Source organism: Pseudoalteromonas rhizosphaerae (assembly GCF_902498845.1).
Lineage (GTDB): Bacteria > Pseudomonadota > Gammaproteobacteria > Enterobacterales > Alteromonadaceae > Pseudoalteromonas > Pseudoalteromonas rhizosphaerae.
This window is the reverse complement of sequence record NZ_CABVLM010000002.1, coordinates 122,011-136,459: the sequence shown is the minus strand read 5'-3', so window position 1 is coordinate 136,459 and position 14,449 is coordinate 122,011. Positions and strand designations below refer to the sequence as shown.

Genomic DNA, 14,449 nt, shown 5'->3' with positions numbered 1-14,449 from the left:
AAACAGGTAACTCATGACGGACTTTATCCGCGTGTATAACAACGCGCTCAGTAATGACTTTTGCGATAACTTTATCACCACCTTTTCGCAAAGCCCGCATATAAAACAGGGGATGACATCAGGCGGCATAGATCTTAATAAAAAAGATAGCCACGACTTACACTTAAACAATCATCCTGAATACGCTGAGCAATTAAAACATATTCAACAAACTACTGCACAATATGTTTTTAACTACATTGAAGAACATATTTTTATAATGATTGGGGCGTTTGGTTTAAAAGTGTACCACCCCCAAACAGGACAACCTGTTGATTTAACGCAAGCTAATTTTGACGAGGTAGGTAAACCGCAATTACCTTTATTGGTACAGCAAATTTTTCGACTCGGTAATATCCAAGCGCAAAAATACGAAGTTAACAAAGGCGGCTACCCGTATTGGCATAGCGAAGTGTATCCGCAAGCAGGCCACAATGACGCCCTGCATCGAGTACTACTATTTATGTTTTACTTAAATGATGTAGAGGAAGGTGGCGAAACAGAGTTTTATTACCAACAGCGTAAGATTTCACCCAAAAAAGGCACTATGGTAGTAGCACCCGGCTACTTTACCCATACTCACCGCGGCAATAAGCCAGTTTCGAACGATAAGTATATTTTAACCTCATGGGTGCTGTTTAACCGCGCAGAGCAAATATACGGACAGCCACAGAGCTAAGCGAGCGCATTGTGAACTTTAAGGGCATTTGAGCAAGGTTAAAGCTTCTAAAACTTGAACCTTGCTGCTTGAAACTTTACCCTAAAAGCTCATCAAACAAATCAAATAACTTATCAAGTTCTTCGATGGTGTTGTAGTGCATGCAACCAATGCGTACAACGCCGCCAGTATCCAATACACCCAATTGCTTGCATAAGCCCTGAGCGTAGAAGTTACCATCCCACACACAAACATGTTGCTTGCCTAAAAACTCAGACACCTGGCGTGGCTCAAGCCCTGCAAAGGTTAAAGCAAAGGTAGGTGTTCGCTCTGATAAACGATCTAAATCATCAATACCAAATAGTTTGATCTTAGGATAGTTAACTAGTCGAGTAAGGAAGTACTCACTTAACGCCATTTCATGCTGTTTAGTTTTTGCAAAAGCAGAAGCTAATTTATCGCGGCGTGAATAGCTATCATCAAGCTCACTAATATCTGCAATGTAGTCAACAGCAGCAATTAAACCTGCGAGTGCTTCAAAGCTTTGCGTGCCGGTTTCCCAGCGCCCAGGAATAACATCTTTGGCAGGCTCGACTTTGTATGGTCTAAACTCTTCAAGGTGCTCACGCTTACCGTACACCATACCTAAATGTGGGCCGAAAAACTTATACGCAGAGCAGGCCAAAAAATCACAATCAAGATCTTGCACATCAACTAACTCATGTGGCGCATAATGCACTGCATCTACATACACCAAAGCGCCTGCAGCGTGAGCCATTTCAACAATACGTTTAATGTCGTTAATAGAGCCGGTAGTATTTGATGCGTAAGTCACTGCAACAAGTTTAGTCTTAGCATTTAACAAACTCTCAAAATGTGCTAAATCTAAACTACAATCAGCTTCGTTAATCAATACAGTATTAACCTTTGCGCCTTTATCTTCTGCAGCCTGCTGCCAAGAGGATACATTTGAGAAGTGATCTGCGTTGGTCACGATAATCTCATCACCCGCTTGCCAATCACGAGAAATTGCACGGCTAAAGCTAAAGGTAAGGCTAGTCATATTCGCACCGAAAACAATTTGCTCACGTGATGGGGCATTGAGTAAATCAGCCGCCGCTTGGCGCGCATCAGCCATTAACTCAACGGTTTTTTCACTCGAAAAAAATGCACCGCCTAAATTCGAGTTGTAATAACCTAAATAAGCCGACATTGCACTCAAAACAGGCTGTGGTACTTGTGAGCCACCCGGGCCATCTAAAAATATTGGTGACTTACCAGCTACTTGCTGCATTAGGGCCGGAAATTGGCGGCGTAATTGTGTTAAGTTCATTGCTATTCCTTAAGCTGTCAGTACGAAGCAGTCAAGATAACCCGCTTTTGTGTCATCAATTTTATTCATCGGTGTTGCGTTATGCCATACTTCACGATCATTAATTAATGCAAACATACCGTCTTTAATTTCCATTTTAAAACACGGCTCAGCTTGTTTGTTTTCATAAACGAGTAATTCACCACCTTCTAGGTTTTCATGTGATACACCACAAATACATACATGATCAAAGCCGTCTTGGTGAATACCTTCTGGCGCCGGTGGCGTGTCGCTTTCGATTGCTAACATTCTAAACTGATGAATTTCAATATCACGGTCTTCGTCTATGCCTGTAATAGCACGAAACTCATTAACGATACTTTTCATGCCTTCACTTTGCAGTAAGTTTGACTCTAAGTTCTCATAAGTGCGCTCAACATTACCTTGGAAAGTATTGATTGAATCATCTTGTACAAAGGCTTTTGTGGCTTGTAAAACAAGTTCATCATTTTGCACTTTAATTACTGAATAGCGGCGTTTACGAAACGCACCGTCGGCATACGGGTTAGCCGGAAGATTAGCAAACGATGGCTTAACAGCCTCAATATGAGCTTGGTTTACAAAGCGAAGTTGTAATAGGTTCTGGTTGTTTAATGCTGTCATAAAATATCACCTAAAAAATAAGAGACTAACTCATAAATATTGAAGGGGATTTTAATGCAATTAGAGAGGATTTTTTGCGTCTTTATTCATTTAAAGATAGGTAAATGTATAAAATTAAGATCTAAAAGTGGGTTTTATTGAATTTTTAATTTAAAAATAAAAACGACCACATAAGGTGGTCGTTTTATCAACTACAAAAGATATTCAATAAACTTATGGTGTTGTCTCTACAAACTCAACATTTACTTCGCACGACTCTGTGATTGGACCTACAGAATAATAGGTTGTTTCTAATGTGCCATCACAGCCTGTCACCGAGCCTATTTCGTAACCAGTATCTGGGTATAAATATATATTTCTGGTTTCACCTTCACTTAAGCTAGGTTCACTATCACTGACAAAGCCATTTCCTATAATATTAACAACAACACGATAGGCCACTGAGTAACTAAGGTTGTAACCTTGATTGTCTTTTAAATCAGTCAAATAACTCACCGTTTCTGCTGAAAGCGGATTATTATCAAAATACATTACAAGATTTGTGCTTTCAGTTGAAAATTCAATTCCGGTAATAGTCGTTATCATTGCATCACTAGCGTATACAACCCACAATACTGGGTTATTAGAAAAGTCTATACTTGTAATTTTTGTAGCACCAATATTGAGTATAGTTAAATTACTTAGTTGGCTTATATCTAATTGCGTGAGTGGGTTTAGGCGCATTCCCAATTCACTTAGCTGCTCAGGTTTATCGATAATAACTTGACTAAAGTCCGCAATCCGATTCCCTTCTAAATTTAAAGACTTGAGATTATCGAGGCCTGTTGAGTCAAATGATGTTAATTTGGCATAAGTTACGGACAACGATTCGATGCTCGAGAATTGCCCGTTATTGATTAAGTTCTGATTTAAGCCACTAATATTTAACTCTCTTAGGCTATTTAAATACGATAAGTCCATACCAGCTAGAGCAGCTGTATAGCTAATATCTAAATAATTCAGACCTAAACTTTGGCTAAGATCTAACGTAGTTAAAGATGTTGTACTTACGTCTAAGCTATTTAGAGTTGGGTTATTCAAGACCAAGTTCGTCAATGGGTTCGTACTTATATTAAGCGTTTCAAGTAATGTGTTGTTACTTGTGTCTAAATATACCAGTTGATTATCACGTAAGCTCAACTCTTTTAAGTTGCTGTATATTGATACATCAAAACTCGTTAATGCATTATCTGACAAATTAATATGCTCGAGCAACTGAGCATCGTTAAATTTTATATCTGTAATAGCACTATCCAGAATTGAAACTCTCTTTAACATAGTTAAAGCTGTGAGATCAATCGACCCACCAATATTTAAATCACTTAAATATAGCTCGCTTAAACTAGAAAGTGCAGCCAAACCTTCTAATGAAGAAATTTCACCACTCCTTTCACAAACTAAACGCGTCGTATATTTAACTTGAGTGTGATTTGCATTATTGACACATTGCGCAAGTACCGGATCAGTTATACCCGCTTTATCCGCAAGTGGGATTGCCTCAACAAATTCTACATTAATCTCGCACGACTCTGTGATTGGACCTACCTCATAATAGTCAGCTGAGTGCCAAATACCATTACAACCTGAAATAGAGTTAACTTCATAGCCTTCATCAGGGTATAAATTCAGGCCACGAGTTTCATTATCACCTAGTATAAAACTACTATCACTTACCACGCCATTACCTGAAACAACAACATCTACAACATAATTTGTACTAAAATAAATGTTGTAATAACCTTGGTTATTGCGTAAATTTTCCAAATAGTTAGCGGTCTCATTACTTAAAGGGTTATTATAAAACTCTAAGACTGCTGATTTTTCAGCAATAAAATCAACCCCTGTAATAGTCGACAAGTTCGAATTACTGAGTCTTAACTCTGTTAAAGCTGTATTATTTGTTAAATCAATATTTGAAACATTAGTATTATCCAGATACGCAAATTCTAAGTTTGTAAAAGCATTTGTGTTAAAAGAACTCAACTGTTGGTTGTTGCTTAAACCCACTGATATCAGTTGTAATGGAGAGGCAATATTTATTTGCTCACCTAAAGTAAACTGATTACCCTGCAGAAATAACTCTTTTAAATTAATTAAACCACTTGTATCAAATGAGGTTAAATCCGCATTGTTAAATTCTAACCTCCTAATATGCGGAAACTGATCATTACTAATTAAGCTTGAGTCTAATCCGTCGATACGTAGAGTATACAGATTTTCAAGATAGCTTAGATCTAGTCCTGCTAAACCATAGCTGTAACTAATATCTAAAAACTCTAATTCAAAATTATTTGATAAATTTAACTCATTTAATGCTAAAAAGTTCGCATGAAGTCTCTGTAACTTAGTATTCTGAGTTAAATCCAATGAACTTAGTGGGTTACTGTTAACCCAAAGAACTGCTAAGTTAGCTTTATCACTAACATTTAAGGTTGTAAAAGCATTGTTCTCCACATCAAGATGAATCAAATTATCGGTGCTGCCGATCGATAATGTACTTATATTGTTAGCCCAAGCACCAAGATATACCAATAAAAGTTGATTACTAAGATCCAGCTCTATAAGTTCATTATTACTTACCGATAGACGAGCAATTAATGGGTTCGCGCTGACATCTAGCTCGGTAAGATTATTATTACTTAAATCAAGCTCCAGTAAATTAACATAGCTACTAAGATCGAATGTTGTTAATCCAATTGAATTTAATTTCAACACTTCAATTAAAGAAGGATCTGAAACCTCAATTGTGCTTACTTGGCTATCGCTAACTGAAAGCTGACGCAGTAAAGGCAGGTTGGTTAAATTTAGGTTTTCTCCTGTATTTACATTACTAAGTCCTATACTTTCTAAATTTGTAAATGCCTCCAGCCCAGTCAGCGTAGTAATTTCACCATAACCATTATATTGACAATTTAATTCAGTCACACTCTCTAAATTAGTTTCACCTGAATTATCTACACACATCGCAAGTGCCGAGTCAGTGATATTAGCCTGCTGTGATAAAGGCACAAACTCTTTAAAAGTTACATCGATTTGACAGCTTTGACTAACAAAGGCAATTTCATAATACCCCTCAGCATTTACAAATCCATCACAACCAGAAATAGTATCTAATTCATAACCCGAGTTTGGGTTAATTGATGCCCACCAATTTGAACCATGACTAACAATACTTTCATCACCAACACTTAATGAGCCGTTAATACTGCTATTGACTGTTATCATATGCTTTGGTAAATCAAACGATAAGTAAACTTTATCTTGCTCTAAGCAAGTATTACCTTTTAAGTATTTGCAGAAGGTAACATTACGGCGATTGTTATCGACTAATTCAATAACAGTATCTTGACCGTCCAGGGTTAACTCTAACTTGCCATCAACTAGCTCAACATATACAGGTTCAGTGTCGTCAATCTGGAAAATATAGTGTTGCTTATTTAGCACTTCATCATAGTAATCATAGGTAACAGCCCAGCGAGCAATACCATTACTATCATTTTGATAAAGGCTAAAAACTAAGTTATGTTCTTCGAACTGAGCGACATCTGTTGAAGGTGTGTAATCATGTATATATAAATGTGCTGTAGTGTCTCCACCATTTACTGCACCGCTAAGCGTCCGTTCTATAAAATAACGCTGACCATCAACAGCAACTAGGGTATATATAAACTCCCCCTCAAGTGTGCATGTATCTAAAGAAACATCGCACCAATCAACCCTCTGATAGATGCCATCAACGTATTCAGAATATCGATCACGTTTTAAATGTCCACCTTCAAACCCTCCTTGAAAAGAGCTTGTGTCAAAAGTAAAGAAAACCTCTCCATCATCATAAACTTGTATTTCCCCCCAATGGGTGTCTAGGTCATGACCATCTCTAAATTGGTGACGACCAGCAAAGTTATCGGCACTAATTGGTTGTTCATTACGACGCACCATGATACCTGAATCTGTATAATGCTCACCGTCAAAAACACCTTGAGTAACAAGCTGGTAACCAATATTTAAACCTTTAGTGATATAAAATGATTCAGTTCCGTTATCTTCAGGAAAGAAAAGCGCTATAGAGTTATCAACTATTTGCCAAGTGAAATTCTCTTCGGATAAGTCACTTATATTATGAGATACACCAGACCCATCAAGATTAAAATTTACTTTATAAACAGTCTTTTCCCCGACCAAGTCAACTGACCATTGTCCTGCGATATCATCGGTTGTAATAGCTAAACGTTGATCGAGTGATGTTTTACTCACTTCATAAGAAGTTGTGTATTCATCAACTAACACATCATCTTTATATTGTTCGATTACTCGATCTAACTCATACCAGTTAATGCCTTTCTCTGGTAATGGTTTTAATCTCAGGCTTGTAGCAATATCTTTAAAATTAACCTCAAGTGGAAAACCCTCTGGATATTCTATATTTTGATATTCATTAAGAATAAACGCTTGCTGTGGGGTGATTTCAATCACACCTTGCTCATCCTCTTGCCAAGTAATATCAACTTTACCGTTGTAAGTTAAATAGCCGGTATTATCTTCATTAAGATCTACAGTATAAGCACTTGCATAATACAGATCTTGATTACCAATAATGAAGCTACCAACTGTTTGCTGTTGCTCTTTAAAGGTTGCTGTAATTTCACAATCAGTGTTACTTGCAAATGCAATGTAGTGATTACCTTCAATATAGCCATCGCAGCCTTCAATTACGTCTAAAACGAAACCGTCGTCAGGAATGATTTCAAACCCAACTTTTTGATACAAAAATGACGCTTGTGATGCGGGTGAAATTTCACCATTGCCACTTGAGTTAGCGCTAAGGGTAACTTTAGGGCGCTTTGGTAAGTAAGTAATTTGTGACGCAGCATTACACGTGCCACCATCTTGATAATGGCAAACTACAATGCTGCCGGTATCTGATGAAACAAGCTCAAGATGCCACGTTTCACCATTTCGGTCATAACTTAATACACCGTCATTAAAGGTTGCGCCGGTGTAAGTCTGCCCCTCTAATTCAACAACGTATATTACGTTACCGTTTTCGTCATATTCAGTATAAATTCTATCTGTTTGGCCATCTGCTGAATAAAACTCTGTGTAATTCTCTAATAGCTCTTCGGTGAATGCGCTGTAGGTTAAGTCTTTGCTGTATTCATAAACTAATATTGCACCGCTTTGAGACCTAATCTCACCATTTGGTAAATAGTAATTTAGAGTGCGCTTAATGTAATACAGGTTACCAACAATACTGATGAACTCATGAATCATTTCACTTTCAAGGTAGCAACTTGCACCAAAGCCTTCACATGACGTAACAATTTCATTGTTATAAATAAAACGCTTACGTGTAAACTGACCATCATTTAAATGCCCCTGCCAATCAGTGATGCCTAGGCCGATCATCATTGTGCCATCGCTAAAAATATTTAAATCATACGATTGAGATGTGCCGATAAAGCCATGCCAACGACCAATTAAATCATCATTCGTAGTCGATACCGCTTGTTTTTTGATTAATAGCCCTGTTAGGGTGTCACTCGGCTTATCAAAGCTCGTATCAAGACCAACTAATTGATAGCCGCCACTTAATGCTTTTGTAAACCAAAGCTCTAGCTGCCCTGTTTCGCCGCCGTCATCATAGTTAACAATTAAGCTATGGCTGTTTAGCTGCCAAGTAAACGCTTCGCTACTATCAACAACGCCTGTACCGTCAGCATAAAATTGCAGAGTTTCAGGTAGGTTGGGATCGTAGCTAGTATAAAAGTCATTATCTTGTACATGAAGTGCCCACTCACCTACCAGCTGTTCAGCTAATAATGAAATGGTTTTATTTTTATATATTAGATTCGTCGTATATGTTTCATCATCTTCAGTCGTCATTGTAACTGAACCGCTGTTGCTATTAACAACCGTTCGCTCTGTTGAACGCGTCACTTCGATGGTTCTAAACACATCGTTTTCAGCCAATACAGTAAAGCTGAATCCAGTTAAAACTACAGACTCTGAACTTTCTGCATCTGAATTTTGATAAATCGTAACTTTTTCAGCAAAGTCTAATGTATAAACGCCTGCATTTTCAGCCCAAGAGATCGCACTACTGGTATTAGAGCTAAACTGCCCGCTTCCATCAGCCCTTAAGCTAAGGTGGAATGCTGTATTGGTATGATAACGAGGTGAGTTAATAATATAATTACCCTCGAGCGTACCTGTTGCGCCAGTTACGAGAGCATCATCTTCTTTAATTTCTTTTTTGGTTTTTTCGATGATTTCAGGATCTTTCTCTATCACTTCTTCTTCAAACTGCTTCGCGACTTGTTCATTCGCAACAAGCTCCAGCGTGCTATTAATACCTTCAGGTAATTGATAATCTGGATTATCAACAACAATCTTAATAAGTGTTGCTAGCTGAATCTTCTCATCCGCATCAACATTTAACAGTGCGCTATTAAGCTCTTCTTCACTCGCAGGCTCTGTACCATCACGTGTTAAAAGTGCAAATTCAGCAGTGGTAACATTAGTGATATTGACACCAAAATTATCATTACTATCAAGCGTATTATCCTCGCCCGCTTGTGCTAAAAGCTTTTCAACTGAACTTAGCTGCGATACAAACTCAACACCTGGGTTTAAGGCATCTAGTCCTTTCGCTTTTACTCTTACCAACTTTTTAGTTGATGACTCATCGATATTTAAAACCGCTGTATAACGACCACTATCATTTGCTTGAACCTGGAACGATTCACCACCAACAACAATTTCAAGTTCAGCATTTGCAATTGGCTCATCAGTAACAAGCCCTGTTATGGTTACATTGGATACTTTACGCTTGATGAGCACCGCTTGAGAGGATGATGCTGAAGCACCATCATTATCAGTAACCGTTACAGTAAAATTAACCGTAATGTCTTCACTGATATCGGGGGAAGTAAAGCTCACTTCAGCACTGGAAAGACCATCACTGATAAAGTCAAAGCTCGCATCGTGCCTCCAACTATATGACGAAATTTCACCATCAGTGTCATTTGCTGTCGCTTTAAGAGTGAATGTTTCTTGTTCTATTTGTTCATCTACAGCCGTTAGTGTAACTATTGGGCCTTGGTTAACTGGGTCAACAGGTTTTGGCGTTGTACTACCGCTATCATCACCTCCGCCTCCACAGCCAGTTAAAAATAGTGCACTGGCTAGTAAGCCTATGCGTAGCTTTATTTCAAAAAAACCCATTTTATTCCCCTTTTAAATGGATGCTATTGAGGGAGCTGTGTTTAAATCATTTCCCTTTAATAATTTAAAAAAGCCTTAGCTTAATGTGGCTTTAAAATTTTGTTTTCGGTTCTTATAACTTTTTATATTTATACTTTAAGAATTACACCTCAGAAGCCTCAAGCTCGAATCATCATTCTCAAGTTATTAAATCTCCCAATCCCCTGATTCTCATAGGCTAATTATTCTTTCGTACACTAAAGATATTGATGCTGCGTAATTTGATGTGGTAAATGAAATTGAAGTTAGCTAAGGAGTTTACGATGGTGCCTTTCATTGCTGATTAATTATTTTAATAGCATGAAGGAAGTTATCGCCTTTTCCATGGCAACTAATAACATATGTTAATTTTTTATTGGTAAGATTCTAGACTAAGAAAACTTTTCGTCAAGTGGAAATGAACAAAGGCTTAACAAAAACCCACATATTGTGGGTTTTTTTGCAACAAGTAGACTTTTAAACAGCTTGTTGAATAATCACGTTGTCTGCTTTTTTAGTGTAAGCAGGCATGCGATGGAAGTTCAAGTAACGGTATGTATCTGATGCTGTTGCATTGATCTTCGCAGCATATTCTTGATACTCAGCAGATGTTGGTAACCTACCTAAAATTGCAGCGATTGCAGCAAGTTCAGATGAAGCTAAAAATACGTTTGCGCCATTACCTAAACGGTTCGGGAAATTACGTGTAGAGGTAGACACAACTGTTGCTTGATCTGCAACACGTGCTTGGTTACCCATACATAGTGAACAACCTGGAGTTTCGATACGTGCGCCAACACGACCAAAAATACCGTAATAACCTTCTTCTGTAAGTTGGTCTTTATCCATCTTAGTTGGTGGAGCAACCCAAAGCTGAGTCGGTAATTGACCTTTAAAGCCATCAAGCAACTTACCAGCAGCACGGAAGTGACCAATGTTAGTCATACAAGAGCCGATGAATACTTCATCAATTTTCTCGCCTGCAACATCAGAAAGAAGACGCGCATCATCTGGATCATTTGGTGCACAAAGAACTGGCTCTTTAATTTCGGCTAAATCGATATCAACTATATGAGCGTACTCAGCGTCTTTATCAGCTTCCATAAGTTCTGGGTTAGCTAACCACTCTTGCATTGCTGTAACACGACGTTCAATCGTACGTACATCGCCGTAACCTTCAGAGATCATCCACTTCAGCATAACAATGTTTGATTCTAGGTATTCAGAAATAGATTCTTTAGATAACTTAACAGTACAACCTGCCGCCGAACGCTCTGCAGATGCATCAGATAATTCAAATGCTTGCTCAACAGTTAGGTGCTCAACGCCTTCAATTTCTAGTACACGACCAGAGAATTCGTTAATTTTTCCTTTTTTCTCAACGGTTAATAAGCCTTGCTTAATACCGTAGTAAGGGATTGCATGTACTAGGTCACGTAATGTGATACCAGGCTGCATTTCGCCTTTAAAACGGACTAAAATTGATTCAGGCATATCAAGTGGCATTACACCAGTTGCTGCTGCGAATGCTACTGCACCCGACCCAGCTGGGAATGAAATACCTAATGGGAAACGTGTATGTGAATCACCACCAGTACCGACGGTATCTGGTAATAACATGCGGTTTAACCATGAGTGGATAATACCGTCACCTGGGCGAAGTGAAACACCGCCACGGTTCATGATGAAATCAGGAAGCGTATGGTGAGTATTTACATCAATAGGTTTAGGGTAAGCTGATGTATGACAGAAAGACTGCATTGTTAAATCTGCAGAGAAACCTAAACAGGCTAAATCTTTAAGTTCATCACGCGTCATAGGACCGGTTGTATCTTGCGAACCAACAGTGGTCATTTTAGGCTCACAGTATTGACCTGGGCGAATACCAGCAACGTTACATGCTTTACCAACCATTTTTTGCGCTAGTGTGAAGCCTTTATCAGAAACTTCTGTTGCTGTTGGTACTTTAAATACATCTGTTGCACCCAAGCCAAGAGATGTACGCGCTTTGTCAGTTAAACCACGACCAATGATTAGTGGGATACGACCACCAGCACGAACTTCATCTAAAATTACCTCAGATTTAAGTTCAAAAGTAGAAATAATTTCATCAGTACCGTGACGCTTAACAACACCTTCGTAAGGGAAGATATCGATTTGCTCACCCATGTTAAGTTCATCAACATTTAATTCGATTGGTAATGCGCCTGAATCTTCCATTGTGTTGAAGAAGATTGGCGCAATTTTATTACCTAAACATACACCGCCAACACGCTTGTTTGGTACAAACGGGATATCATCGCCCATAAACCAAAGTACAGAGTTAGTTGCTGACTTACGAGAAGAGCCAGTACCAACAACATCACCTACGTAGGCAAGTGGTAAGCCTTTCGTTTTTAGTTCTTCAAGTTGTGTAATTGGACCAACTTCACCAGCTTTATCAGGTGTAATACCGTCACGTTCAATTTTTAGCATTGCTAAAGCATGCAATGGAATATCAGGACGTGACCAGGCGTCTGGCGCTGGTGATAAATCATCAGTATTTGTTTCGCCTGTTACTTTGAATACCGTAACTGAGATTTTTTCAGCAACCGCAGGTTTATTGGTAAACCATTCTGCAGCAGCCCAAGATTCAATAATTTGCTTAGCGTATTCATTACCCGCTTTTGCTTTTTCTTCAACGTCATAAAATGCATCAAACATTAATAACGTATTTGCAAGACCTTTAACAACGATTGGCGCAAGCGCTTCTTCGTCAAGTAGCTCAATCATGGGGGCGATGTTGTAACCGCCAAGCATTGTGCCTAATAGTTCAGCTGCTTTTTCTTTTGAAATTAGTGGTGAAGTTGCCTCACCTTTAGCAACTGCGGCTAAAAAGCCAGCTTTGATGTAAGCTGCGTCATCCACACCTGGCGGCACGCGATTTACTAATAAGTCTAAAATAAACTCTTCTTCACCTGCAGGTGGTGTTTTAACTAGCTCGATAAGATCAGCCGTTTGCTGAGCATCCAATGGCGCTGGTACGATACCTAACGCGGCACGTTCTTCTACGTGTTTACGATAATCTTCTAGCACAATATTGCCCTCTTGGTGACGTGAAAGTATTCAGTAATACACATTCTCGCGAAAAATTACTCAATACTTATAGTATTCTGACGATTAATTATAAAGCTTTTAAATATAGATGAAAATCCGTGCAATCAAGCAAAATTCTATACTCATTATAAATACTGTGAATAACCAATTAGGAAAAAACCATTCACATGAATGTTAATTAACTGCGAATCATTGCTATTTTTTAGGCATAAAAAAACCCAGCATCTTGCTGGGTTTTTAATAAATCAAATGCTATTAACGCTTAACTTTCACGCGCTCAATTGACTTAAGGTGTGCTTCTACACGACGGTTTTCCGCGTGTGCAGCAGGTGTGTTGTCTGTATTTTTAAGACGCTCTTCGCCTAGACCAACAGTAGTAATACGATCTTCAGCAATGCCATCAGCAATTAGCTTAGCAGCAACTGCATCAGCACGCTTTTTCGATAACCACTTGTTATACTCAGCTTTACCAACAGCTGAAGAATGACCTTCAAGTAATACTGTTGTGTCTGTGTGCTCTTTTAAGAAGCTAGCAACTTGGTCAATACCGCTGTCATATTTACCAGCAACTTTTGAGGCGTTGTTAGGGAATGTTACTAACAAGCTTTTAGTTACTTCACGGTCTTCATATAAAGTACAACCTGTACCATCAACAGCATCTGTCATTGGTGTGTTTGCACATTGGTCATCTGCATCAGGGATGTTATCACCATCGCTATCTACCGGGGCAACTGCTACAGGTACTACTGTAGCTGGAGCTGGAGCAGCTTTAACTGGCTCAGCAGCTGAACTTTGCTTGCCAAATAAGTAGCTAAGACCAAGTTTAGCACCTACATCTGTGTAACCACGGTCAAGACCTTGATAAATAGATGTTTCAGCATTAAATGCGAAATTATCAGTGAAATAATGTTGGTAACCAGCACCTAGATTAGCAAAAGTTAGGTTTTCTGTAATATCGATTTTTTTAAGACCGAAAATACCATAGAAAGGGCCGCCGTTGATGTGATAAAGACCATCAATACCTAAACGGTCGCCGTCCATGCTTGTTGCGTTCATGGCAGGATTTGCATTTGAAATGTCAAAATCCATATCAGCATATTCTAGACGTGCACTCCAGTAATCGTTAAAACGATAACCAATTTCTGCACCCCAACCAGTTGAATCATCAACGTTAGTACCTGCGCTTCCACGGACATTTTCCCATGAAGCATCGTAATAATCGCCAAAAGCACCGATAAAGAAACCTTCTTTTTCAGCAGCGAAACTTGAAGCGCTAGTTGCAGCTAGTGCTAAAGCAATAGTAAGTGATTTTAATTTCATTGTTTCCTTCCCATTTTCACAATTAAAATTGTAGCTAAGAGACCCTAGCTCAATAAGTTTAACCATAGAGTACCGTATCT

The 14,449-nt window shown here is 38.6% G+C and carries 6 protein-coding genes; 1 reads left to right on the top strand and 5 read right to left on the bottom strand.

Annotation, left to right across the window (positions count from 1 at the left end):
• Nucleotides 1-13: 13 nt before the first annotated feature.
• Complete coding sequence (locus tag PSR9079_RS03640; protein WP_149980477.1) at nt 14-718, top strand: 2OG-Fe(II) oxygenase; 705 nt, start codon at nt 14-16, stop codon at nt 716-718.
• Nucleotides 719-794: 76 nt separating this feature from the next.
• Here the strand turns inward: PSR9079_RS03640 and PSR9079_RS03635 are convergent, their stop codons facing one another.
• From PSR9079_RS03635 to PSR9079_RS03615, 5 genes are all read right to left on the bottom strand, one after another.
• Nucleotides 795-2,030, bottom strand: coding sequence for a cysteine desulfurase-like protein (locus PSR9079_RS03635; RefSeq protein WP_149980476.1), 1,236 nt, complete (start codon nt 2,028-2,030; stop codon nt 795-797).
• A gap of 9 nt (nt 2,031-2,039) precedes the next feature.
• Nucleotides 2,040-2,672, bottom strand: a complete 633-nt coding sequence (locus tag PSR9079_RS03630; protein ID WP_149980475.1) for a 2OG-Fe dioxygenase family protein — start codon at nt 2,670-2,672, stop codon at nt 2,040-2,042.
• Between the two features lie 213 nt (nt 2,673-2,885).
• Entirely contained in the window at nt 2,886-9,935 is a 7,050-nt protein-coding gene (locus PSR9079_RS03625; protein WP_149980474.1) for a leucine-rich repeat domain-containing protein, read from the bottom strand.
• Nucleotides 9,936-10,430: 495 nt separating this feature from the next.
• Nucleotides 10,431-13,028: a bifunctional aconitate hydratase 2/2-methylisocitrate dehydratase gene (gene acnB / locus PSR9079_RS03620; protein WP_149980473.1), complete on the bottom strand. Its 2,598-nt coding sequence runs from the start codon at nt 13,026-13,028 to the stop codon at nt 10,431-10,433.
• A gap of 276 nt (nt 13,029-13,304) precedes the next feature.
• Nucleotides 13,305-14,369: an OmpA family protein gene (locus PSR9079_RS03615; RefSeq protein ID WP_149980472.1), complete on the bottom strand. Its 1,065-nt coding sequence runs from the start codon at nt 14,367-14,369 to the stop codon at nt 13,305-13,307.
• Between the last annotated feature and the right edge of the window lie 80 nt (nt 14,370-14,449).